This is a genomic window from Microbacterium sp. NPDC019599, from assembly GCF_040632175.1.
In the GTDB taxonomy this organism is placed as follows: Bacteria; Actinomycetota; Actinomycetes; order Actinomycetales; family Microbacteriaceae; genus Microbacterium.
This window is the reverse complement of the sequence record NZ_JBEYBL010000002.1, coordinates 137,487-162,248: the sequence shown is the minus strand read 5'-3', so window position 1 is coordinate 162,248 and position 24,762 is coordinate 137,487. Positions and strand designations below refer to the sequence as shown.

At 66.5% G+C, this 24,762-nt stretch carries 19 protein-coding genes; 8 read left to right on the top strand and 11 right to left on the bottom strand.

Annotated elements, in window-relative coordinates; all coding sequences use genetic code 11:
- The first annotated feature begins 9 nt into the window (after positions 1–9).
- Both ABZ477_RS04175 and ABZ477_RS04170 read left to right on the top strand, forming a co-directional pair.
- Entirely contained in the window at positions 10–1,773 is a 1,764-nt protein-coding gene (locus ABZ477_RS04175) for a thiamine pyrophosphate-binding protein (protein ID WP_360128325.1), read from the top strand.
- Between the two features lie 42 nt (positions 1,774–1,815).
- Complete coding sequence (locus tag ABZ477_RS04170; protein WP_360128322.1) at positions 1,816–4,539, top strand: TIM barrel protein; 2,724 nt, start codon at positions 1,816–1,818, stop codon at positions 4,537–4,539.
- A gap of 48 nt (positions 4,540–4,587) precedes the next feature.
- On the opposite strand, the gene ABZ477_RS04165 is transcribed toward ABZ477_RS04170, so the two are convergent.
- Positions 4,588–5,283 carry an FCD domain-containing protein gene (locus ABZ477_RS04165; RefSeq protein ID WP_360128320.1) on the bottom strand — a complete coding sequence of 232 codons (696 nt, stop codon included), beginning with the start codon at positions 5,281–5,283 and terminating at the stop codon, positions 4,588–4,590.
- A gap of 29 nt (positions 5,284–5,312) precedes the next feature.
- Between ABZ477_RS04165 and ABZ477_RS04160 the strand changes: the two genes are divergently transcribed.
- From ABZ477_RS04160 to ABZ477_RS04140, 5 genes are all read left to right on the top strand, one after another.
- Complete coding sequence (locus ABZ477_RS04160) at positions 5,313–6,539, top strand: MFS transporter (protein WP_360128317.1); 1,227 nt, start codon at positions 5,313–5,315, stop codon at positions 6,537–6,539.
- A 137-nt stretch (positions 6,540–6,676) separates the two neighbouring features.
- Positions 6,677–7,696 carry a LacI family DNA-binding transcriptional regulator gene (locus tag ABZ477_RS04155; protein WP_360128314.1) on the top strand — a complete coding sequence of 340 codons (1,020 nt, stop codon included), beginning with the start codon at positions 6,677–6,679 and terminating at the stop codon, positions 7,694–7,696.
- Positions 7,697–8,225: 529 nt separating this feature from the next.
- Positions 8,226–9,416: an extracellular solute-binding protein gene (locus tag ABZ477_RS04150; RefSeq protein WP_360128311.1), complete on the top strand. Its 1,191-nt coding sequence runs from the start codon at positions 8,226–8,228 to the stop codon at positions 9,414–9,416.
- 10 nt (positions 9,417–9,426) lie between these two features.
- Positions 9,427–10,362, top strand: coding sequence for a sugar ABC transporter permease (locus ABZ477_RS04145; protein WP_360128308.1), 936 nt, complete (start codon positions 9,427–9,429; stop codon positions 10,360–10,362).
- 11 nt (positions 10,363–10,373) lie between these two features.
- Positions 10,374–11,258 (top strand): carbohydrate ABC transporter permease, encoded by an 885-nt coding sequence (locus ABZ477_RS04140; protein ID WP_360128305.1) that lies wholly within the window; start codon positions 10,374–10,376, stop codon positions 11,256–11,258.
- 6 nt (positions 11,259–11,264) lie between these two features.
- Here the strand turns inward: ABZ477_RS04140 and ABZ477_RS04135 are convergent, their stop codons facing one another.
- The 8 genes from ABZ477_RS04135 to ABZ477_RS04100 are packed head-to-tail and all read right to left on the bottom strand — an operon-like array spanning position 11,265 to position 19,821.
- Positions 11,265–12,329: a polyprenyl synthetase family protein gene (locus ABZ477_RS04135; RefSeq protein WP_360128302.1), complete on the bottom strand. Its 1,065-nt coding sequence runs from the start codon at positions 12,327–12,329 to the stop codon at positions 11,265–11,267.
- A gap of 14 nt (positions 12,330–12,343) precedes the next feature.
- Positions 12,344–12,898: an isopentenyl-diphosphate Delta-isomerase gene (idi, locus tag ABZ477_RS04130; protein ID WP_360128299.1), complete on the bottom strand. Its 555-nt coding sequence runs from the start codon at positions 12,896–12,898 to the stop codon at positions 12,344–12,346.
- Entirely contained in the window at positions 12,895–14,301 is a 1,407-nt protein-coding gene (locus ABZ477_RS04125) for a nucleotide pyrophosphatase/phosphodiesterase family protein (RefSeq protein WP_360128296.1), read from the bottom strand. Before ABZ477_RS04125 ends, idi begins: the two co-directional genes overlap by 4 nt.
- Entirely contained in the window at positions 14,298–15,452 is a 1,155-nt protein-coding gene (gene eboE / locus ABZ477_RS04120) for a metabolite traffic protein EboE (protein ID WP_360129805.1), read from the bottom strand. Before eboE ends, ABZ477_RS04125 begins: the two co-directional genes overlap by 4 nt.
- Positions 15,452–16,336, bottom strand: a complete 885-nt coding sequence (locus tag ABZ477_RS04115; RefSeq protein ID WP_360128293.1) for a TatD family hydrolase — start codon at positions 16,334–16,336, stop codon at positions 15,452–15,454. The genes eboE and ABZ477_RS04115 overlap by 1 nt, the downstream gene beginning before the upstream one ends.
- 1 nt (position 16,337) lies before the next feature.
- Positions 16,338–17,768, bottom strand: a complete 1,431-nt coding sequence (locus tag ABZ477_RS04110) for an EboA domain-containing protein (protein WP_360128290.1) — start codon at positions 17,766–17,768, stop codon at positions 16,338–16,340.
- A complete protein-coding gene (locus ABZ477_RS04105; RefSeq protein WP_360128287.1) occupies positions 17,765–18,610 on the bottom strand; it encodes an SCO3242 family prenyltransferase in 846 nt (281 codons plus the stop codon). The genes ABZ477_RS04110 and ABZ477_RS04105 overlap by 4 nt, the downstream gene beginning before the upstream one ends.
- 17 nt (positions 18,611–18,627) lie before the next feature.
- A complete protein-coding gene (locus ABZ477_RS04100) occupies positions 18,628–19,821 on the bottom strand; it encodes an inositol-3-phosphate synthase (protein WP_360128284.1) in 1,194 nt (397 codons plus the stop codon).
- Positions 19,822–20,617: 796 nt separating this feature from the next.
- Between ABZ477_RS04100 and ABZ477_RS04095 the strand changes: the two genes are divergently transcribed.
- Complete coding sequence (locus ABZ477_RS04095) at positions 20,618–21,880, top strand: ROK family transcriptional regulator (protein WP_360129802.1); 1,263 nt, start codon at positions 20,618–20,620, stop codon at positions 21,878–21,880.
- Between the two features lie 186 nt (positions 21,881–22,066).
- On the opposite strand, the gene ABZ477_RS04090 is transcribed toward ABZ477_RS04095, so the two are convergent.
- Together ABZ477_RS04090 and ABZ477_RS04085 are read right to left on the bottom strand one after the other, a co-directional pair.
- Entirely contained in the window at positions 22,067–23,128 is a 1,062-nt protein-coding gene (locus ABZ477_RS04090; RefSeq protein ID WP_360128281.1) for an ABC transporter permease, read from the bottom strand.
- Positions 23,125–24,642 (bottom strand): sugar ABC transporter ATP-binding protein, encoded by a 1,518-nt coding sequence (locus ABZ477_RS04085; RefSeq protein ID WP_360128278.1) that lies wholly within the window; start codon positions 24,640–24,642, stop codon positions 23,125–23,127. Before ABZ477_RS04085 ends, ABZ477_RS04090 begins: the two co-directional genes overlap by 4 nt.
- Between the last annotated feature and the right edge of the window lie 120 nt (positions 24,643–24,762).

Here is a 24,762-nt window from a genome sequence, read left to right as displayed (position 1 = left end):
GAGAACGTCATGAAGGACCTGGTGTCGAACCAGATCGTCCGATACCTCGAGGCCCGTCGGATCGAGCACATCTTCGGACTCTGCGGGCACACGAACATCGCGCTGCTCGCGGCGCTCGAGAAGAGCGAGAGCATCTCCTTCGTCAATGTGCGCCACGAGCAGATCGCGGCTCACGCGGCCGACGGCTACGCGCGCGCGACCCGGCGGACGGGCGTCGTGCTCACCCATCTCGGCCCCGGGCTCACCAACGCGACGACGGGTGTCGCCAATGCGGCGCTCGACTCGATCCCCATGGTGGTGATCGCCGGTGACGTGCCCACCCACTACTACGGCAAGCACCCGCATCAGGAGATCAATCTGCATGCCGATGCCGCGCAGTGGGAGATCTACCGCCCCTTCGTCAAGCGTGCGTGGCGGGTCGATCAGGCCCACCTCATCGCAGAGGTGCTCGACAAAGCGTTCGCGCTCGCCGAGAGCGGCCGCCCCGGACCGGTCCTCGTGGACGTTCCGATGGACGTGTTCTCAGCCGAGATCGACGTCGCCCTCTTCGACAGAGTGATCGGCAACGCGCGGTCGCTCGCGCGTCCGAGTCTCGACGAGGAGGTCGCAGAGCAGATCGTGCAGAACCTGCTCGACGCCGAGAGGCCCGTCCTGTACGTCGGCGGCGGGATCGTGGGAGCGGATGCCGCGGCTGAGCTCGCCGAGTTCGCGGAGCTCCTCTCGCTTCCCGTGGCGCACAGCCTCATGGGCAAGGGAGCGCTGCCCGACGACAGCCCCCTCGTCCTCGGCATGACCGGGTTCTGGGGAACCGCGTTCACAAACGAGGCGACGCGCACGGCGGACTGGATCCTGGCCCTCGGCACACGGTTCGCCGAGGCCGACTCGTCGTCGTGGTACCCCGAGTTCACCTTCGACATCCCGGCGACCAGACTCATGCAGATCGACATCGATCCCGCCGAGCTCGGCCGCAACTATCCGCTCGAGATCGGTGCGCTCGCCGACCTCAAGTCGGCCCTGACGGTGCTTCTCCGCGTCGCGCGACGGCTCGCGCCCGCCGGTGTCCGTCGCGACGACTTCATCGCCAAGATCGCCGCGAACCGCGCGCAGCAAAAGCTGCAGAACACCGACGCACAGGTCTCGGACGAGTGGCCGATGCGGCCCGAGCGGATCCTCTCGGAGACCCGCGCGGTTCTGCCCGCCGACGCGATCATCACGACCGACGTGGGATGGAACAAGAACGGCGTCGGCCAGCAGTTCGACATCCTCACACCCGGCACCTTCCTGACCCCCGGAGGCTTCGCCACGATGGGCTTCGGGGCTCCCGCAGCCGTCGGCGCCAAGATCGCGCACCCCGACCGCGTCGTCGTCTCTCTCGTCGGCGACGGCGGCTTCGGCCAGAACCCCGCAGTGCTGGCGACGGCGCGGGAGCAGAACGTCTCCGTCGTCTGGGTCGTCATGAACAACAACGCCTTCGGCACGATCGCCGGCCTCGAGAAGTCGGCCTTCGACACGACCTACGGAACGGTGTTCGGGAGCTCGGACGACCCGATGTACACCGACTTCGCGGCGATTGCGCGCGGGTACGGAGTCACCGGGATCAAGGTCGAGGCGGCTGCCGAGTTCAAGCCTGCGCTGGAGGAGGCGATCGCGATGGGAGGGCCCGTCGTCATCGATGTCTCGATGATCAACGTGCCGACTCCCACGACGGGTCACTGGAACATCCTCGACATCTACTCGCCCGGCGAACGAGTAGGGCACGTCGCGACCCACTGATCCCACCCGCGACGGGATGTCGATTCACGAGGAGGTCCTCTTATGAGCCACGGAACCGGGATGCCGCGCGCGGTCATCTCGACCGCGTGCCTCTCCGGCACGCTCGAAGACAAGCTGCGCGCGGCGGCGGCGGCCGGCTTCACCGGTGTCGAGGTGCTCGAGCACGACCTCGTCATGTCGCCGTGGTCGCCCCGCCGCCTCGCCGAGGAGGCGGGGCGGCTGGATTTGTCGATCGAGGCGTATCAGCCGCTGCACGTCGAGACGGTGCCGCCCGAGAACTTCGGCGCAATCCTGCGTCGCGCCGAGCGCACTCTCGGCCTCGTCGAGCAGCTCGGCGCGGGAACTCTGGTCTGCTGCTCCTCCCGATCCGCCTCGGGGCTCGACGACGACGACCTGACAGTCGAGCAGCTGGGCGTCCTCGCCGATGCGGCGTCGAGCCGCGGCATCCGGCTCGCGTACGAAGCCGTGCCGTGGGGTCGTGTGCGCACGCACGAGGATGCCTGGCACATCGTCCGGCGCGTCGACCACCCGGCTCTGGGACTGTGCCTCGACAGCTTCCACGTCCTCTCGCTCGACAATCACCCGACCGCGGTCCCGGCGGTGGCGGCAGAGAAGGTCTACTACGTCCAGATCGCCGACGCGCCCCGGCTGAACCCCGACGTGCGCGAGTGGAGTCTGCACTCGAGGTTGTTCCCCGGTCAGGGAACGCTCGATGTCGCGGGCTTCGTGAGCCGCATCCTAACGTCGGGATACACGGGACCGATCGCGCTCGAGGTGTTCAACGACGTCTACCAGCAGGAAGACCCGAGGCACACGGCGATCGACGCCATGCGGTCGCTGCGCCTCCTGGCCGAGGCGGTGGCCGCGCGCGGCGGGGGAGCGGCGCCCGGTTGGCTCGCCCAGGAAGACCTTCCGCCGGCTCCGCGGCTCGACGGCTTCGCGTTCGCCGAGCTCGGCGCCGACGAGGTGTCGGCTCCGCTCGTCTCGCGCGCACTCCGTGCGCTGGGATTCACCCATGTCGGGCAGCACCGCTCCAAGCCCGTGCAGCTGTGGCGGCAGGGCGACGCGCGCATCGTGATCAATCTCGCTCCGGATCGGTCGATCCCGCCCGCGACGGTCTCCATCTGCGCGATCGGAGTCGAGAGCCCTGATCCCGAGGCGTCGATGCGTCGGGCGAGCGGACTGATCGCGCCCAAGCTCGCGCGGTCGCGCCGATCCGATGAGACGGATCTGAACTCCGTGGCCGCGCCCGACGGCACCTCCCTTTTCTTCTGCGAATCGGCCCACGAGGACAGATGGCTGGCCGACTTCGACTCGACGGGCGCGCCCGCGCCGGCTGCCCCCATGGTCCATGCGATCGATCACGTCTCGATCACCGACTCGATCGACGACTTCGACCAGTCCTCGCTGTTCTATCGCGCGGTGTTGGGGCTCGTCCCGGGCGGCTCGACCGAGATCACCGCGCCGTTCGGCCTCATCCGCACGTGGTCGGCCAGCGCACCCAGCGGTGGCGTGCGCGTCATGCTCAACACGAGCGCACTGCGACGCGGCGATTGGGCGCCGGGGGTGTCGAGTCCGCAGCTGGTGGCCTTCGCGACGGAGGACGCCGTGGCGTCAGCGAAGGCGATGCGCGAGCAGGGCACGCGGATCCTCGAGATCCCCGACAACTACTACGACAATCTCGATGCTCGACTCGATCTCGCGCCCGGCCTGCTCGAACGCCTGCGCGAGAATTCGATCCTCTACGACCGCGACGACAGCGGGGAGTTCCTCCACTTCTTCACCGAGATGCTGGGCTCGCGCGTGTTCTTCGAAGTCGTCGAGCGGGTCGGCGGCTACAGCGGATTCGGCGAGCCGCACTCCGTGCCGCTCCGCATGGCGGCGCACCGCCGTCAGCGGATGCGGATGCTGGCGAGCGCGCCGATCAGCCCCGCCTCGGAGTCCCAGCGCGACTACTCGCTCGCCCATCTGACGGCGCTGAGCCTGTCTCCGCCGGAGCTCGTGGATGCCGCTGCCGCGGCCGGGTATCGGTACGTCGGGCTGCGCATGACCAAAGTGACGCCGCAAGAGCCGCACTATCCGCTCGCCTATGACCCGGCCCTCATGCGCGCCACCAAGACGCACCTCGCGGCGACGGGCATCGAGGTGCTCGACATCGAGCTGGCCCGCATGACATCGGGAGACAGCCCGCGTGACTACTTGCGCTTCCTCGAGGCCGGCGCCGAGCTCGGTGCGCGTCATGTCATCACCCAGCTGCCGGACTCCGACTTCGCCCGCAAGACGGATCGATTCGCAGAGCTGTGCCGGCTCGCGGCGCCGCTGGGTCTGACGATCGACCTCGAGTTCCCCTCCTGGACCGAGACCGGGAATCTGACCGAAGCCACTCGGGTCCTGCGCGCGGCGGACCAGCCGAACGCGGGGATGCTCATCGACCTCCTGCACTTCGCGCGATCGCGCTCGAGTCTCGACGACCTGCGTGAGCTTCCGCGGGAGTGGTTCCACTACGCCCACGTGTGCGATGCGCCAGGGGAGATACCCTCCACGACGGCGGAGTTGATCCACACGGCGCGCTTCGAGCGCCTCTTCCCGGGCGAAGGCGACATCGACATTCAGGGCATTCTGTCGACACTGCCATCGGGCATCCCGTACGCGCTGGAAGTTCCACGCGCGATGCTCGTTGCGCAGCTGGGGGCGAAGGAGCACGCGCGGCTCGCGATTGCTGCAGCACGCGATCATCTCGAGAGGGAGCCCGCGCTCGGCCGCTGAGCGAGGATGAATGCAACGCGGGCATTCTGCGCTTCGAGGTTGGGGGTCTCACTCCTCCGATTCGGCGATAAGCGGCTCGAGCAGTCCCGCGATACGCTGCCGCGCGCCGTCTGCATCCCGGGCCACGATTGCTCCCACGAGCTGCGCGTGGTCGTTCTGGTGGGGGTCGTGGTCGTAGGACACATCCTCGAGCATGAGCTCGGCGAACAGCGGGAGCAGCCCGTCATACAGTTCGAGCAAGAGTTCGTTATGAGTAGCCTCGATGACTGCTCGATGCAATGCGAGGTCAGCCGCGATGCGCGCTTCGAGGTTGGGGGTCTCCCACGACTCGCTGCGCCGCTCGAGGAGATCCTCCAAACGGATGGCGTCGGCATCGGTTCGCCGCCTCGCTGCGAGCGCGGAAGCTGCGCCATCGAGGGCTGCACGAAGCTCGAGCGTTTCGCGCCTCGTTGCCCGAGCCGCACGTCGGGCGAGCACCGGGGAAAGGTCCGATCGGGAGATCACAAAGGTTCCCCGGCCCTGTTCACGTCGGAGGAGACCGGCCGCGACCAGGGACTGGATGGCTTCTCGAACCGTGTTGCGTCCCGACTCCGTCCACGCGACCAGTTCCGGCTCAGTAGGAATTCGAGCGCCGACAGCCCAACGTCCTGAAGCGATCTCGTCATGGAATCGCCACGTGACCCGCTCGGTTGTGGTCGGCGTCTTGCGGCCGGGTGGCGGAGCACTAGACTGCTCTGGATTCATCCCATCATCCTATCTTTGGCGGGCGCCTCATGTCGTTTGTTCGCAACGGTGCACTTGCCCCGCTGGTCGCTATCGCACTCACGGCTTTGAACCTTCGCACCGCAGTTACAGGATTCCCGCCGCTCCTAGACATGATCGGCGAAGATCTGGGGTTCGGTTCGTCGCTATACGGCCTGCTCGGCACCTTCGTAACGGGGTGCTTCGCCGTGTTCGGGTTCGTTGCGGCGCTCGTGGCGCGGCGGGTCGGTCTTGATATCGCGATCGCGGGCGCGGTCGTCATCACAACCGCGGGCCTCGCAGTGAGGTCGCTTTCGGGCGATCCCGCGGCTTTCGTCATATCGACCGTCCTTGCGCTGACCGGAGTCGGTTGCTCGAACGTCCTGGTGGTTCCGCTTGTGAAGCGGTACTTCCCCGATCACATCAAATCCATGAGCTCGATGTACCTCGCTCTGCTTCAGGTCGGGCAGTTCGCAGCCCCGCTCATTGCGGTTCCGGTCGCGGCTGCATGGGGGTGGCGATGGGCGCTCGGGATGTGGGCGGTCCCGACCGCTGTGGCGGCCGCCGTTTGGATCATTCTCGCCCGACGATCCACCTCGCTCTCGGGCCGGCCGGACGCGTCGGCCCAGGCGGGCAAGAGGCTCCGCGCGGCATGGCGAACCCCGCTCCTGTGGGCCATGGTGCTGATGCTCGGCGTGACCGCGCTCAACGTATACGCGCTCATCACCTGGCTGCCGACGATTCTCGTCGACGCCGGCGCCGACTCCGCACAAGGCGGCGCGCTCCTCGCCCTCTTTTCGGCCTTCGGGCTTGTCGCTGCCTTCGTCGTCCCACCGCTCACGGTGCGTCTGCGCAACCCCTTCATGATCGTCGTCGCGTGCGCTCTGCTGATGGCAACAGGCTACTTGGGGCTACTGGCGTCGCCACGGGACGCTGCCGTGTTGTGCGTCGTCCTGCTCGGGCTCGGTGTCAGCACGTTTCCGTTGTGCCTCACCCTGGTCAACGTCCGCACGCGGACGACTGCGGGGTCGACGTTGCTGTCCGGAGCTATGCAGGGGATCGGCTACGGGATTGCCTGCCTGGGTCCTGTCGGCATCGGGCTCATCCATGAGGCGTCGGGGGAGTGGGCCGCTCCTTGCGGGGTGCTGCTCGGGAGCCTTGTCCTGCTCGTGGTGAGCGGAGCAATCGCATGTCGGCCAAGCATGCTGGAGGACCAGATCGCCCAGATTCGCGAGCAATCGCCCATTACCGCTGGCTGACCCCGCCGTCGGGCGCCGAACGAGGCAGCGGTTGCGCCCCAGGGGCCCTCCAGGTGGGTCTGGACGGCAGGCGCGGGCCTCTTGACAGATTTCGTTCTGAGAGGAGAAAAGTGCCTCCAGGTGGCAGAGTGTCCCATATGCCAGAGCAGGCCACCGAGCGAAGTCGACCGACATTGGAAGCGATCGCTCATGAGGCTTCTGTGTCGTTGTCGACTGTCTCAAAAGTGCTCAACGGGCGTCCAGGAGTGTCGCCGAAGACCCGGGCACGTGTCGAAACGTTGCTTCAGGAAATGCGGTACGCGAAACGAGGCACGGATGATGAGCGCGGCGGGCTGGTAGAGCTGATCACGGAGCAGCCCGCCAGCGATTGGTCGGTCGAGATGATTCGCGGGGTGGAGCGAGTGGCTCGCGAAGCCGGATTCGTCCTCGGGCTCTCCGCGTTGGGCGACGACTATCGGCCGAATGACGATTGGATCACAGGCGTTCTCAGCAGACGCCCACTGGCCGTCATCCTTCAATTCTCAAACCTGACGTCCGAGCACAGGCGCCAGCTGACTGCGCGGAATATCCCATTCGTCGTGATGGATCCCGCCGGCGAACCGCCTGCTGATGTACCGTCGGTCGGCGCCACCAACTGGGCAGGAGGTGTGGCTGCGACCCGCCACTTGGTAGAACTCGGGCATCGAAGGATCGCCGCGATCTCCGGCCCGCCAGGCCTGTGGTGTTCTCGAGCGCGGATTGCGGGCTATCAGTCCGCGCTTGGTGAAGCCGGCATCACGATTGACTCCAGCATGATGGGGATCGGCGGCTTCAATCGTCGTGATGGTGAACGCGAAGCACGCAAACTGCTGGGCCGCGACGACAGACCAACAGCCATTGTCTGCGGGAACGACATGCAGGCGTTCGGTGTGATCACCGCTGCCTTCGCGTTGGGGCTCGATGTGCCGGGCGACGTGTCGGTGGTCGGCTTCGACGATGTCCCTGCATCGTTGCTCGCGCGTCCGCCTCTGACGACTGTTCACCAGCCCCTTCAGGAGATGGCTGAGATGGCGACACGCATGGCACTAAGGCTGCGTGGCGGAGGCACGCAACCCACTCGCGTCGAATTGGCCACATCCCTTGTGATCCGCGAATCCACGTCCGAACCTCGGGATTGAGGACGAAAACTTTCTAATCATCGATGGAAAATTGATGCGGATCTGCCTTCGCATTACCGTTTCGATGTAACGACGCGAAGGGGCGGAGCGATGACGGACCAGGCACATGCGGCCACGAAACGCGGCCGCGAGAACTCGGTGATCGTGGAGTTGCGGCCGTGGCGTCGCCTTTTCGATCGGGGACCTGCGCTCATGCCGTGGGCGATGGCCGGTCTCAGCAAAATCGGTGCCACGGAACCGGACACTCAGCGCGCGGCGTCGCGTGTGGCATAGCTAAAGCAAGGATCTTCCGGAGCGCGTGCCCGGATAGGTGTTGCTGACTCGATGAGGGTCGATCCCGTGGGGTATGGTGGCTTTCCGGCGCCCTGCGAGGAGAGCATTGGCAATGACGCTGTTCCGTCGCTCGTTGATGCCCCGCCGCTCAGCGAGGTCGAGCGCGCGCTCGGCGGCCATTGTGGTTTGTGCACTTTCGGTCGCCATCACCGCTACGTCCTGCTCTCCAGCATCATCCAGTGGGAGGGCCGCCGGCGTGGCGACACTCTGGGGCCTCAGCGGAAACGACGCGACGGGGCTTCTCGAACCGTCGCTGCGGGCGTGGAACGCATCAAACCCGCGTGACCGCATCGAGGGGCTGTACTTTCAGAATGACGCGTACAAGACGAAGATCCGGACAGCGGTGGGCGCTGACGCTGCACCGACAATCATCTACAACTGGGCCGGCGGCACGCTTAAGGAGTACGTCGAAGCGGCAAAGGTGGAGGACATCACGGATCAGACCGTCGGCGCCGAGGGGAAGTACCTCGAGGCGGTCTGGGCTCAGGGCATCGTGAACGGCAAGGTGTATGCGGTACCCATGAACGCAACGGCGCCGATACTGCTGTTCTACAACGAGGATGTACTCGATGCGGCGGGTGTCGAGGTCCCGCTGACCCTCGAGGAGATCTTCGAGATCATCCCGAGGCTTCACGCTCAGGGCGTCGCGCCCTTCTCGCTCGCGGGCGCATCCAAGTGGCCTCTGCTCATGTGGGAGGAATACCTCGTGGACCGCATCGCGGGCCCGCAGGCCTTCCAGAGAGTTATGGCAGGCGAGAAGGATGCCTGGAGTGACCCCGGCATCGTCGAGGCGAATGAAACGATCCTCAAGCTGGTCGAGGCTGGGGCATTTATCGACGGGTTCTCGTCGGTGACAGCTGATTCCAACGCCGATGTCGCGCTGCTCTACACGGGCAAGGCCGCCATGCTGCTTCAAGGTTCGTGGGCCCATTCGGTCTTCACGGAACACGCTGCTGACTTCGCGGAATCCGGCCTCGGGTACAGCTCATTCCCCGAGGTCCCCGGCGGAGTCGGTGACCCGTCGAACCTCGTGGGCAACCCCTCTGGCTACTTCTCGATCTCATCGAGCGCGTCCGACGACCAGAAGGCATCTGCGCTCCGTTATCTCAACGAGGGGGTCTTCAACCGGGCCTACACCGACCTCGTGCTCGAGAGTGGGCAGGTGCCCCCGGTCGTTGACGCCGAGACCCTGATCGAGGCGAAGGGAGGTGATTTCGTCACCAGGATCTATGAGATGACGAAGACCGCCGCGAGCTTCCAGATGTCATGGGACCAGGCGCTTCCGCCGGATCAAGCTACGGCGCTCCTCACGAATCTGGACGACCTCTTCAACAGGCGAATCACGGCCGAACAGTTCAGCGACAACATGAACAGGACGATCCGCTGAGGAGCGGCTCATGACCGCGCTCCGCGATCGTGGCATCCCCACGTACACCCGGCGCCAACGCGCGCGCGGGGTAGGGGCGGCGAATCGAGGTGCCGCCTGGATGCTCATGCCGGCGCTGATCTTCTTCATCGCGTTCGCGATCGTCCCGCTGCTTGTCGCGCTGTGGCTGAGCTTCGCGCGGTGGGACGCTCTCCGAGAACCGGTCTGGGTCGGGGCGGACAATTGGCTGGAGGTGCTCTCCGACCCGACAACTGCCGACGCACTCCTCCTGAGTCTCAAGGTTGTTGTGCTCTCATGGCTCGTACAGACGCCGGTGAGCGTACTCCTCGGAACCTGGACGGCAGGTCGTCAACGCAACCGCGCCGTCCTGGCAGCCATCTTCGTCCTTCCGCTTATCCTGTCGTCCGCTGCGGTCGCGATCGCATTCAAGGCGATCCTGGACCCTAACTTCGGGCTCGGTGCGTCACTCGGCATCCCGCTCCTCGAGCAAGACTGGCTCGGCAACGAGCAACTCGCCCTGATCACCGTCATCTTCGTCATGGCCTGGCAGTTCGTGCCGTTTCACACCCTCCTCTACCAAGGCGCCGTGAGAGGCATCCCTGCTTCACTGTACGAAGCTGCCCAACTCGACGGCGCGGGTCGGGTCTCCCAGTTCTTCCACGTCACCATTCCGCAACTGCGATATACGATCGCCGCTTCATCGACGCTGATCGCGGTGGGCACCTTGACGTACTTCGACGCGATCTTCGTGCTCTCCGCAGGCATCCCCAACGCCGGCGTCAGAATCCTGCCGATCCTCATGTTCGTCACCGGATTCTCCGCGCACCAGTTCGGCAAGGCGAGTGTCATCGCCATGATCCTCGTCGTGATCGGCCTGGCGATTGGTGTGCTGATCACGAAGCTAAGCGGCTTCGACCGAATGGAGAGCCAGCAGGAGGGTCTGTGACAGGCCCACTCGTGGACGGCAGCGACCGGCGACCCGCCTCGCGCGTACCGGATGCGCTCAAGCGGCGGCCGCGACGAAGAACCGGCACACGCAACTGGGTGGGAGCGGTGGGAGCGTGGGCCTGGCTCGCTGTCGTCATCGTCCCGCTTTACTACGTAGTCATCAGCAGCCTGCGGCCGCGGGCGGGATATTTCGCAAGCAACCAACTTGTCCCGCCTGCTGACCCCACGCTCGACGGATACTCCCTCGTGCTGAGCAGCGGCTTCCTCCTTTACCTCAGCAACTCGCTCGTGGTAACGACCGTGAGCGTTGCCGTCACCGTATTCATCTGCCTGTTGGCGGCGTACGCGATCGTGCGGGTTAACAGTCGTTTCACCCGCACGGCCTTCCGACTCTTCCTGCTCGGGCTCGCAGTTCCGCTGCACGCGACGATCGTTCCGTTGTTCTACTTGCTCTCGGCGGCACGACTGTACGACACGCTCCTCGCCGTGATTCTTCCGTCGATCGGGTTCGCCGTGCCGATCACGGTCTTGATCCTCGCGAACTTCATTCGAGACATCCCGCGCGAACTGTTCGAATCGATGCGTGTCGACGGTGCAGGGGACTGGCGGATGCTCGCAATTCTCGTGACGCCACTCGCCCGGCCCGCGATCGTCACCGTCATTGTCTACGATGCGCTGATCGTGTGGAACGGCTTCCTTTTCCCGCTTGTGATGACGCAGAGCGCTCACAATCGCGTCCTGCCCCTTTCGCTCTGGACATTCCAGGGCGCGTTCACTGTCAACGTGCCGGCGATTCTGGCGGCCGTAGTCCTCTCGACGCTTCCGATCTTCACCCTCTACCTGTTCGGTCGGCGCCATATCGTGACCGGAATGACGGCAGGGTTCGGCCGCTGAATAACATCACCTTGGCCGATCTCGGAACCCCGTGACGAGCGAGGCGAGATACAGCGCCAGCGGGCGAGGAAGACCACTTTCGGCGCGTCTGGCGGCCTCTTGCACGAGGCCGTCGATGATGCGGAGCACCTGCGCGCGACTCCCGGTCTCGATGACGAGGTCACGGACTCGCTGCGCACCGGGCCCGTCGAGATCCGCTCGCCCCAGGTGTGCCTCCATGACCCGACGCTGCGCAGGAGTGGCGCGCAGCGCGGCAAGCCGGATGTGCTCCGTCCGCTTGCCGTCGCGGATGTCGGAGATCACGGACTTCCCCGTCTCAGCCGGACGTCCGAACAGGCCGAGGTCATCGTCGCTCAACTGGTAGGCGACGCCTATCAGGCTCCCGACGTCGGCGATCGTGGACAGCGCCTGCTCATCCTCGACGCCGGCCGCGATCGCGCCGAGCGTGAGTGGCAGCGTGACGCTGTACGACGCGGTCTTCAGCGTCGCAATCCGACGCGGATCGGAGAGCTCAGGGGGCATCGACTCGGACCAGACGTCGAGCGCCTCGCCCAGGATCGCGCTTCCGATGGCGATCGTCGCAGCGCTCACGAGCCGGCTGCGGACGGACGCTTCTGCTGGTGCAGCGGCGAGCACGGAAACAGCCGCGATTATCGCGAGATCGCCGGCCAGCAGACCTGCTGCTTCGGCGCGGCGTGTCGCCGCGTGCGGTCCGAGGCCCTCCTCGAGGGCCTTCTGCTCGATTCGGGCCGCAACGGTCAAGCGGTCGTGGCGCACGCGATCGCCGTCGATCAGGTCGTCGTGGATGCACAGGCCCACGTGAAGCATCTGCTGTGCAGCCGCGACTCGGCGCAGGAGCTCGGGATCGCAGCCGCCGAACGCGAGGTACGACGCCGAAACCAGCCGTGGGCGGAGATACTTCCCGCCGTCCGCGCCTCGTGCGGCGTCGATGACTTCCGAGACGTCGCCCGCCGATACCCACTCGCTCGCGATGTCGTCCCAGACCTCCTCGGTAAGGCTCGCCGCGCCGGCCATGAACTCTTCGACTTGCGCCGCGAGCGAGTCAGCCATGAGGTCGCCGCCTGTCATCTCAGAGCCCGAGAAGTCGATCCGGTGAGCGTGAGCGGGCGAAGGGCGGGCACCTGGAGCACAGCCCACGGACTGAAGACCATGGGCGCCGACTCGATCGCGACCGCGAGCGCGTCGAACGGAATCCATGACCACTCAGCCACCTCGTTCGGGTCGGGACGTGGGACTCCACGAACGGTCGCCGTGAAGACGGGGCAGATCTCGTTCTCCACGATCCCGTCCGGCGCGACAGCCCGGTACCGGAAGTCTGGGATCGCCAGCCGAATCCCCTCCGCGGCGATCCCCAGCTCTTCGCGGAGCCTTCGCGCGACGGCGTCCCCGGTCTGCTCCCCGGGCGCTGGGTGCCCGCAGCATGCGTTGGTCCATACACCTGGCCAGGTGCGCTTGGACAGAGCCCGCCGTGTGATGAGTGTGCGCCCCGCATCGTCGAGGACATAGCACGAGAAGGCGAGGTGCAGCGCCGTGTCGGTGGTGTGAACCTCGCTCTTCAGGTCGGATCCGATGACGTCACCGTTGTCGTCCACGAGAACGACTCTCTCGGGCACGGTCATGCTGTCAGCCGTGTCGGGACGCCGTGAGCGTTCAGGATGAGGTCGTGCACATCGGCGGCGCGAATGGAGTCGACTGAATCTCCGATGATCGTCGAGTCGGACGTAACGAGCAGGGGTGCGTCGATTGCTGTGGATGGCAGGCGCCCATGCGTGCCGCGGACGCACGACGGATCGAGTGGAACCGTGGTCATCGCGTAGCGGAGGCCCAGCTTCTTCTTGACGAGGTTGAGCCCCGCCTTGGCCTTAGCGAGCGGATCGGCGGGATCGAAGAAGAGCTCGGCGGGGTCGTAGCCCGGTTTGCGATGGATGTCGACACCCCGCGCGTACTCGGGGGCACGGTCGTCGTCGAGCCAGAAGTAGTACGTGAACCACGCGCCCGGCTCGGCGACGACGACGAGCTCGCCCGAACGCTCGTGGTCGAGACCGTACCGGGCCTGGCCCTCGCGGTCGAGCACTTCGTCGACGCCGGGGAGCCCGCGCAGAAGCGCGGTGGTCCGGGGGATGTCGGCGGCATCCGGGATGTAGACGTGCGCGACCTGGTGGTCGGCGACGGCGAAGGCGCGCGACGTCCACGGGTCGAGCTGCTCGCGCCCGTCCTGCACGTACACCTCGAGCAGACCGTCGCGCCGCAGCGCGCGGTTGATGTCGACGGCCAGGTTCGCCTCTTCGATCCCGTACTCGCCGAGAGCCACGACGGTGTACCCGCGGTTCAGCGCATCGTCGAGGAGCGGCGCGAGCGCGCCGTCGAGTTCGGCGGCGGCACGGTCGGCCTCGGGGGAAGCCGGGCCGAAGCGCTGCAGGTCGTAGTCGAGGTGGGGCAGGTAGGTCATGACGAGGTCGGATTCCGGCATCTCGAATCTGCCGTTGAGGAGCCCCAGCGTCGCGTCGATGAGCCACTGCGACGAGACGAGCGATGCAGTCGGCCCCCAGTACTGGAACAGGGGGAAGTCGCCGAGGCCGGCGATGAGCGGGTCGTGCAGCTCGGCGGGGCGGACGTAAGCGTCGGGGCTCTTGCGCCCGTCGGCGTGGTAGATCGGGCGGGGTGTCACGGTGACGTCAGTGGACGCGCCCATCGCGTACCACCAGCCGAGGTTCGCGGCGCGAAAGCCCGGGGATGCGCGGCGCGCGGTCTCCCAGATCTTCTCGCCTGACACGAGTCGATTGTGCTGCCGCCAGAGAAGGGGGTCGCCCAGGTCGCGGAAGTGCCAGCCGTTGCCGACGATGCCGTGATCGCGCGGCATGAGCCCCGTGAGGATCGTCGACTGCACGCTGCATGTGACGGCAGGGAGGATCGTGTCGAGGCGTGCCGTTCGACCCGCGTCGCCGAGCGTGCGCAGCCGAGGCATCGACGCGAGCGCTCGCGGGGTGAGCCCCACGATGTCGAGCAGCAGGACGCGGTTCATCGAGCGACCTCGGGGACCGCCGTGATCGCGTGCGAGAGTTGGGCCGTCGCCCAGCGGAGCTCGGCGGCGATTCCCTCGATGAGGGACTCGGGCTGCAACGACTCGGGGAGCACTGTCCAGGTGTATGTTTCGACGTCGAGGTGCGCATCCGCGCCGTGCGGCGACGCGAGCACGGCCGAGACCGCCGCCGTGAGCACTTCGGTCGTCGCACGGAGGGGGCTCGCAGGAGTCGCGTGCAGCGGAATGTGGACGTGGACGCGCCACGGCCGGTCGGTCGGCCAGGCCGGATCGGCCGCGAGCACGTCGCCGAGGTCGTCGGCGGCCCAGCGGTCGCCGCCGAACGGCTGAGCCCGCACCTGGTGCACGTACCGAGCCTCGGCGAAGGGTGCGAGTGCGGTCGTCGTGCCTGGGTCGGACGGGTTCGGCACCTCGAGGGCCACAGATGCCTGAACCTTGACGATCCGCACGCCCGCGGCCGTCGCGGCGGTCACCGCGTCGCCCGGATCTGCGAAGGAGACGGCGAGGTGGCACGTGTCGAGGCACAGCCCGAGGCGGCCGTCGGCGGTCAGATGCGGACGGGCGCCGAGCCAGCGCACGATGTCGGCAACGTTGTCGAGGATGCATCCGGGCTCGGGTTCGATCCCGACGCGCACCGTCCGGCCCGTACGCACCTCGAGCTCACGGAGGTGGTCGATGAGCACGACGAGACGCGCTTCCGCCGCGGCGTCGGCCGCGGCATCCCATCCCTCCCGCCAGCCGAGCGGCAGGGTCGAGATGCTGCCTTGAGCATCGGCGGGCAGCTGGGCTGCGAGCGCCGTCGCGCAGTCCATCGTGAACTGCAGCCGCTCTTGCGTCGTCCAGTCGGGGCGGTAGACCGCGAGCTTGACGATGTCGTCGTGGAAGCCGCGGTAGGGGAAGGCGTTGACGGTCCGCAGGGTGAGCCGGTTCCGGTCGAGCGCGTCGCGCAGCCGCGCCTGCGCGCCCGCGCCGGTCGCGAGGATGGCGGCCGTCTCGGCGGGAAGCCACAGCCCGACGCCGAGGGTATCGAGCTGCGCGGCGCGCCGGATGGGGCCGGCCTGCACGTCGAGCTGCTCGATAATGCCGTCCAGATCCTCCGCGGGGTGGACGTTGGTACAGTACGAGAGCTCCATCAAGCGTCCCTCCTCGAAGCCATCCCGCGTAGGACCGAGTTGCCCTCGAAGAGGTCTGGCCCCTGTTGCGCGGGTGCGAAGCCTGGGATCGGATCGAGCTCCAGGCGTCGCGACTGACCGTAGAATTCGACCGGGTTGCGCCACAGGACGCGGTCGACGTCGTCTTCCGTGAAGCCCGCGTCGAGCATGGCGAGGCCCGTCTTGACGGTCTTGAGGGGGTCGGATCTCCCCCAGTCGGCGGCAGAGTTGACGATGACACGGTCGAGCCCGATCCGCTGCATGATCGCGACGACTCGGGCCTCGTCCATCTTCGTGTCCGGGTAGATCGAGAAGCCCATCCATGCGCCGGCCTCTGCAACCATGTCGACGCAGGTCTCGTTGAGATGGTCCACGAGCACACGTTCCATGCCGAGGCCGGCCTCCGCGACGACGTCGAGCGTGCGGCGGGTCCCCGTGACCTTGTCGCGATGCGGAGTGTGTACGAGCGCCGGCAGCTCGAATTCGATCGCGAGCGCGAGGTGCTGGCGCAGCACCTCGTCCTCCTCGGGTGTCATCGAGTCGTAGCCCGTCTCGCCGACCGCGACGACGCCGTCCTTCATGAGGTAGCGAGGGAGGTGCTGCATGACCTCACGGCACCGCGCGTCGTTCGCCTCCTTGGGGTTCAGCGCGATCGTGCAGTGGTGGCGGATGCCGAACTGCGCCGCGCGGAACCTCTCCCACCCGATGAGCGCGTCGAAGTAGTCGATATACGACCCGACGTTGGTGCGTGGCTGGCCGAGCCAGAACGCCGGTTCGACGAGCGCCCGAACGCCGGCCTCGTACATCGCCTCGTAGTCGTCGGTCGTCCGCGAGGTCATGTGGATGTGGGGGTCGAAGATGCGCATGTCAGTTCTCCTGGTGGACCGCGTCGATGAGGTGGAGATCGTTCGGGATGCTGCGACCCGCCGCACGCCGCTCCTCGGCGTAGCGCGAAGCCATGGCCGCGAGCTCGGCGTCTCGGCGGTCCTCGAGGCCGCTCACGACCACGAGCGGGACGCCCATGAAGACGAGCTTGAGCACGCCGTGCCGCCACGCGTGGTCGTCGAGGTGGGTCGCGGCAAACTCGCCCATGGCCGCGGCGACGAGCCGCGGGTCGTTCGTCCGCAGCGCGGCGGTCGTGAGCTCGACGCCGACGACCCTCCACGATTCGTCGACGGATGCCGCCACTCGTCCGAGCCCGCGCAGCACGCCGCGCCGCTCGGCGTCGTCGCCCTCGTTGAAGAGGTCACGAATGATCTCGGGGCCTGTTGCCGCCTCATGCAGTGCGACTATGATCGCGGCGCGGGCGCCGTCGTCGGCTGTGCCGCGGTATCCGTGAGGATCCCCGGGGTGGACGGGTGCGCGGCCGACGGCCCGACCCGCCTCGGCGAAGAGCCGCGAGGCGCGCTCCGGGGTCGCGGTGACGGTAGCAACCGCTCGGCTCGTCCACGGGTGCCGCGCCGCGGAGGCCGCGGCATCCCACGTCTTCTTGCTCGTGCGCGCCAGGCGCGGCGCGTCGTGGGAGTGCCGGGGCAGTTCGACGGCGGCTATCCCGGTGTAGCCGAGCTCTCGAAGCGTCTCGATCGCACCGACGAGATCGAGGGCTCCGCACCCGAGCTCGAGATGCTCGTGGACCCCGGGGAGCATGTCGTCGACCTGGACGTTGCGGAGCGCCGCACCGGCTTGCCGCAGCGCGCCGACGACACCTTCGGGCTCGACGGCGACGCAGTGGCCGAGGTCGACCGTGATCCCCAGCAGCTCCGGATCGCCGAGCTCAGCGCGGAGCCGGAGTGCGTCAGTGACAGTCTCGACGAGCATGCCCGGCTCAGGTTCGACTGACACCACGACGCCGCGCTCCTCGGCGAACGAAACGATCGTGGCCAGGCGCGAGACGAGGAGTTCCCAGCCCTCCGTCGCGTCGACGTCGTCCGGAAGCACGCCGCTCCACAGTGACACACAGTCGGCGCGGAGGATTTCGGCGAACTCGATCGCCCGCTGCAGGAATGCGACGCGGGATCCTGCGTCGCGGTCCACGAGAGTCGGCCGGTGCTTGCGCCAGGGATCGAGCAGGTATCGTGCTCCCGTTTCGACGACCACGCGGAAGCGGAGACGTTCGAGATTCGCGGCGAGCCGCTCGGCCTGAGCGCGCCAGTCGGCAGCGAAGGGGTCGAGGTGGGGGTGGCCGAGCGTGAGCGCGACAGCGTCGTAGCCTGAATCGGCGATGATGTCGAGGGCGTCGGTGAGCGTGTGGTCGGCGAACCCGTTCGTCCCGTATCCGAAGGCCCAGGCGTCCGTCATGTCACGTCTCCTTTCGCGCGGTCTCGCGTCAGTGCACGGCCAACGAGCCCGACGCCCACGAGCAACCCAGTCGCCCAGGCGGACCCCGTACGGGCGACCAGGGCGATTTGCAGCGGGATCATCGCGCGGATGCCCTGACGGGTCGCAGTGCGGGCGGCGCCGGCGTCCGGCGTGCGGACGGTGTCCAGTTGCGCCGGCAGGGTTGCCGCGGCATATCCCGCGGCGCCGACCATGGCTGCTGCTGAGCCGCCAGCTGGCGCCGTGGCGGGAACCAGGACTGCCGTCACGGTCGTGACGGCAGCGGCCGCCCCGGCGGTCGCGCGGTTCGTGCCGTGTACCTCGCCCTGCGAGAGCGCGGTGAGTGCTGCGGTGTGCGCCGCTATGAGCCCAGCCGGGAGGACGCCGCCGCGCCAGCCTGGCCCGGCGGCGCCCATCATGACGTCGAGTCCGCGGCAGAGCGCCATGAGCGCGGGGCCGGCCGGTGTCGACTTCGCGAACAGGTCGTACGTCCACACGGAAGCAGACAGGGCGAGTGACACGAGGCCCGATGCGCGGCCCGCGGTGAAAGCGAGTACGACGCCCGCCGCCGTGAGGCTGGCAGCGATGCCCAGCGCCATGTCCCGTGGAATCCGCCCCGAAGGGATGGGGCGCTCTGGCCGCTCGATGGCATCAAGGTCGGCATCGGCATAGTCATTGAGCGCCATGCCCGCCGAGTACAGGAACGCCGACGAGACCGAGAGGGGGATGCCGCGAACCCCGACGACGCCGCGAGCCCCGGTTGCCCCCACCATCGTGTCGCCCAGCACCGTGAGAGCCGCGGGGGCCCGCACGAGTTCGAGCACGTCGGTCAGCTGTGACTTCATCGTGCGGCGGATGCGTGCTCGGCGTCGACGCGTGCCGCAACAAGGATGCCGGTCCGCTCGAGCCATTCCTGGAAGAGGCGGGTCTGCTCGGCGAACGCGTGCACATCGCTGCCCCACGGATCCTTGAAGAAGCAGCCCAGTTCTGCGATCGCTCCGGACTGCCCCGCCTGTGATGCGAGCGCGAGCGCGCGCACGAGGTCGATCACGAGGGGAGCCGCGAGGGTCGAGTCGTAGGCGCTCCAGGTTGTCTGCAGTGTTATCGGACTACCGAGGAATCCCGTTGCGTTGACGTGGTCCCAGGCGACCTTGATGTCTCCGAGATCGGGGACGTTGTCGATGTGCAGCGGAGCGATCACGTCGTCGCCTACCAGCGCGTGCAGTCCTCGGTTCTTCGAGGCGAGTTTCGAGCGCACGGCCTCAGGGTCAGCGAGGGTTGCGCCGTCGCCCCCGCCGAGGAGGTTCGCACCGGCCCACGAGCGCACTTGAAGGCCACGCGCGGCGAACATCGGTGCGAGAACCGTACGCAGGAGAGTCTCGCCCGTCTTACCGTCCTGACCTGCAAACGGAATGGCCGCGTCCGCGGCACGTTGCTGCAGTACGGGCAGGCTCATTCCGGCGGACGGAGTGAACCCGGCATACGCCGCGCCGGCTTGGATTGCGGCGGCGGCGGCGACGGAGCTGGGCGGGAGCACCCGCTGGCCAGGGGTTGTGAGGCGCTCGCGAAGAAGGTGCTCGTCGTGGAACGCCGGTTGGTCGGCGGGGAGAGGTTCGGTTGATGAGACGTCAACGACGACGACTGTAGAAAGCCCGAGCTTAGACGCGAACGCCTCGATATCGGATGCCATGGCGTCGATATCGTCCTGCTGGGTGCGCCCGGTGTTGGAGGCCCGCCGGATCCATCGATCGCTCTCTCGAAGGCTGTCTGTGAGGTGGCTCACGAGCGCTGGGGGCACCATCCCGCCTGCAGCCAGGCCGTGTGCCTTCTCCAGAATGCTGATGTCCACGACGTCGTGGCCGCCGATTGCGATCGATTCAAACGGAGCCAGCGGGACCGATGCGAAGGCTGGCGTCGCTGTAGTGAGGCCAACGGGGGTCGCGATTCCGCGCGCGAGGGCGTGCAGACCGATTGTTGTGGTTGTCGCCAGTGATCCTCGGGCACCGATCAGCCAGGCGCCTATCCGGTTCGTCATTGAAGTAACTCCTGCCCGGCGCCGGTCCATCCGCGTCGCCGTTGTCGAGGGGTAGCGCGGAGAGGGAGGTTCTCGGTCGGCCCCTCGTGGCGCGCAGGTCGGTGAATTATCTAGAGAAACAACATATACCCGATCCGGGCGCTCGTCCAAGCACTATCTCCGAAGGGGAAGCAGTCAAAACTGCTGGAGTTCCTGGCCGCTGCGGGCATACACGGATGAAGCGGACCGGGTCTCAACCCACTGAAATAGCTTGATGGCTCGCACGCGCCGGACCGCGACGGGGATTGCGCTCGATCTCGACGGTAGGGCGCAATAACGCAGGTTGAATTTTCGTATTGACTAACAACATATTCGTTGATACGTTGGCCGGGCGGGCGGCACCTTCTCCGCCCCGCCTCAACGTCGAGCACTCAGGAAATGTCGATGGAGCAGACAGAGGGCGAATGCGCCGGAGGATGGCTCTTCGATGGGCCGACCGTGTGCCGCGCTTCGGTGGTCGACGCCTCCGGGGCTGAGTCGAGCAATGCCGCAGCGTCATCCGGTGCGTCGTCAGGGTCTTGGCGTAACTATCGCAATCTCGTCCATAGCTACCTGGCTCATCGGCCCTGAGGATCAACCCCACGAACGGGCGCACCGCGCGTGGCGCCCGGCAGTCGTGCGGCGCCGGATTCTGCATTATGCCGAACATGACAACAAAGCGGCGCTAGACTCGCGCGTACTGTCAGCGCGATCGATGGGAAGGCGGGCACCTGCCGCCACTGCGCATTCTGCGCGTCGAAGCTGGCATGGAGGATCAATGGAGTATTCACTGCCGGAGGCGGACCCCGACTCGAGGCAGCCCGCTCGCGGCAACAATCTTGAAGACCTACGTCGCCAGAACCTCTCCGCCATCCTTGGCCTGGTCCACGCCAACGGCTCGCTTTCACGCGCCGACATCACACGAGCGACGGGTCTGAACCGCTCGACGGTTGCGACGATAGTGAGTGAGCTCGAGCGCATGGATCTCGTCGTCGTCTCCGAGCCGCGTGACACGAAGCGCGTCGGGCGGCCGAGCACAGTGGTGGGCCCCTCTGAGCGCTTCATCGCCATCGCGGTCAACCCGGATCAGGACGCGATCGCGATCGGGATCGTCGCGATGGGCGGTCAGGTTCTCCGGGAATTCCGCTTTCCAGTCGAACGCATCCCCTCAGCACGCGAGACGATCAACACGCTCTCGGCGGTGCTGCAGGGACTGCACGGCGACCTCTCGGCGCAGCGCACGGTCGTCGGCATCGGTGTTGCCGTTCCAGGTCTCGTGGGCGCGAGGGATGGCATCGTCCGCGTTGCGCCGCACCTTGCGTGGAGGGATGAGCCGATCGTGGAGCTCATGGCGGCCTCGACGGGTTACCCAACCTGGGCGGCGAACGACGCGACATGCGGCGTCGTAGCCGAGGGCCAGTTCGGGATCGCAGCCGGCGAAGACAACGTCGTGTACCTCAATGGAGGTGCGGGCGGCATCGGTGGCGGCGCGATCCTCGGGGGCCAGCTTCTCTCGGGTGAGAGCGGCTTCAGCGGGGAGCTGGGCCATACGCTTGTGAACTCGAACGGCGCGCTCTGCCACTGCGGCGCGATCGGATGTCTCGAGACCGAGGTGAGTCGCTCGGCACTCCTCGCCGCCGTCGGGCTCGAACCGCAGGATGCAAGCCGACTGGAAGAGCGGCTTCGCGCCGGCTACCGCATAGATCGGTCGCTGACGGAGGTCGTTGACAGCCAGATGCAGTATCTCGCCGTCGCGTTGCGAAACTTCGTCAACATCTTCAATCCCGGTCTCATCGTGCTCGGGGGGTTTCTGGCCGATCTCTTCACCGTCGCAGGCGAGAGGCTGGAATACGAGGTGGCGAGCTCCTCGCTCCCCGGCCCGGCGACGGAGGTCCGGATCGTCGGGTCGACACTGGAGAACAATCTGCTGATCGGCGCTGCCGAGCTCGTCCTTCAGACGGTACTCCGCGACCCCACATCCGCCGCCGAGATCGGCCGCACACTTGAGCCTCGTGAGGCGCACGTCGCTGCCGTGCGGTGACGCGCTCGGCTCGCCGGTGGCACTCGCCCTGGTGCACGTGACAATGTGATCTCTCCGCCATGACGCGCAGACCGCCCTGGCCAGGTCGTAACCAGCCAGGGCGGTGTGGGCGTCGAAATGTGCTCGTCAGGTGCCACCAGCAAGCATGCCGCGGGCCGTCCTGCGTATGGGCAGAACGGCACCCCGCTACTCGCGAGCGGGACGCTTCGCGAAGCGCTGCTGAAGGAGCACGGCGACGACGATGATGATTCCCTTCGCGACGGCCTGGACCGAAGACGAGAGGTTGTTCTGGACGAAGACGTTCGAGAGGGTCGCGAAGATCAGAACGCCGAACACCGTTCCGACGATCGTGCCGCGCCCGCCGACGAGGAGTGTGCCGCCCACGACAACTGCCGCGATCGCGTCGAGCTCGTAGAGCGTCCCGTGTGTTGAGGTGCCAGCAGTGGTGCGGCCCAGGATCATGACCGCCGCGATGCCTGCGCAAAGTCCCGCGATCACGTACAGCCACACGGTGTGTCGCTTGACGTTGATTCCGGCGAGACGAGCGGCCTCGCGGTTGCCGCCGATAGCGACGGTGCGGCGACCGAACGTTGTGCGATTGAGAAGGAGCCAACCGGCGACCGAGACCAGGATGAATATCCAGATCAGGACATCGATTCCGATGAGATCACTGTTGAGGAACTCGATGAAGTCTCGTGGCTTCACCGTGAGCGTCCGGCGCTCGGCAAGAATCTCCGCGAGGCCCCGTGCGGCGACCAGCATGGCGAGTGTAGCCATGAACGCGACGACCTTGCCGTAGGCGATGACGATGCCGTTGATGAGACCGGCGGCGAGCCCGACGCCGAGGGCGACGATGACCATCACGATCCAGTGGCTCTGATCGGCGAACTCCTGGACGGCCGCCAGGGTCGCGGCGACGGATGCGAGGCCCATGACGGATCCGACCGAGAGGTCGATACCCCCCGAGATGATGACGAAGGTCATGCCGATGCTGATCACGCCGATGATCGACGCCTGGCGAAGGATCGTCAGCATGTTCGAGATCTGGAAAAACGTGTCCCCCGCCGTGATCGCGCCGACTGCCATGATGAGGATCAACGCGAAGACGAGGCCCGCGTTGCGGCCGACCGGGCCGCCCAGCACCTGTCTGAGCGGCGACTGGGCCGGTTGCGTCACGACGGTGGTGGTAGTGGTTGTCGGGACGTCCGCGACGATGACGTCGCTGTCCCTGGTCGGCTGCTCGCTCATGCGGCTGCTCCTTTCATGACGAGTTCGAGCACACCGTGCTCATCGATTTGCGTTGCCGGCGCTTCGGCAAGGATTCGCCCGTCGGCGACGACGAGCACCGTGTCTGACAACCCGAGGACTTCCTCGATCTCGCTGGAGACGATCACGATTGCATTGCCAGCGGCGGCCAGTTGACGGATAAGGGCATAGATCTCGGTCCTTGCTCCGACATCGACGCCACGAGTGGGCTCATCGAGAAGAAGCACCCGGGTCCCATGGACGAGCCAGCGGGCGAGCAGAATCTTCTGCTGGTTGCCGCCCGAGAGTGTGATCGCTTCTCGATCAGGATCAGCAGGTCGCAGGTCGAGCGCCGCAATCTGCTCTCGAGCGGCTCTGCGCTCCGCGCGCTCGTCCAGCCAGCCAGCCTTGGCGAAGCGCGAAACCGAGGAGAGAGTCACATTGACGAAGATCGGCTGCTCCAGGACCAGCCCCTGACTTTTCCGTTCCTCGGGAGAGAGGCCGATCCCCGCACCGACAGCCGAGACGACTGATCCGCGACGCAACGCCTTTCCGCCCACACGGACGGAGCCAGCGGTGGCCTTCCGCGCACCGTAGATGGTCTCCAGGATCTCAGACCGGCCTGACCCGACGAGACCGGCGAGTCCCACGACTTCGCCGGCGCGAACCGAGAAGGAGACGTCGGAGAAGATACCGGCCAATCCCAGCCTTTCGATGTCCAGCACGACCGGGGCGTCCTCTGCGATCGGGGTCGCCGGAGGGAAGACGTTCTCGACGGCTCGGCCGGTCATAAGACGGATCAGCTCTGACGTCGGCGTATCGCCGACGGGCAGGCCGTGCGCCATGCTGCGGCCGTCCTTGATGACAGTGATGCGGTCGCCGATCTCACGAATCTCCTCGAGACGGTGCGTGATGTAGATCACAGCGATGCCCGCGTTGGTGAGCTCACGGACGACAGCGAAGAGGTTCTTGACCTCCTCCGAGTCGAGCACGGCAGAAGGCTCGTCCATGATGATGAGCTTGATGTCGTGGGAGAGAGCTCGCGCCATGCTTACGATCTGCTTGTTCGCCGCGCTGAGGCTTCCGACCTCAGTGTTGGGTGAGATCGACGCGTGACCGAGCCGCTTCATCAGCTGACGTGCCTCGCGGTACGCCTGCCGACGTCGCGTGAATCCACCCGTAGCCAGTTCGTGACCGAGGAAGATGTTCTCGGCGACGGTGAGCCCGTCGACGACATCCAGCTCTTGGTACATGGTGGCGATCCCGAGCTCGATCGCAGCTTGAGGGTTCGCGATCTCTACCGGCTCGCCTAGCCAGAGAATCTGCCCTTCGTCGGGCTGGTGTACGCCAGCGAGGGTTTTGATGAGCGTGCTCTTGCCCGCGCCATTCTGCCCCAGGATGCAGTGAACCTCGCCGGCGCGGACCTCCAGGCTCACGTCCTTCAAGGCACGAACCCCGGCGAACGATTTCCTCAGTCCTCGAGCGTCGAGCAACACTGGGTGGTCGACTTTGATCATGCTCGCAACATATCAGATTCAATGTCGAGAGTCACAACAAATCTGAAACTATCGCGGAAAACCAAGGAAGAGTCATCGCGGCCCGCGGTGCTAGACAGTTGATGCACCTCCTGCTATGTT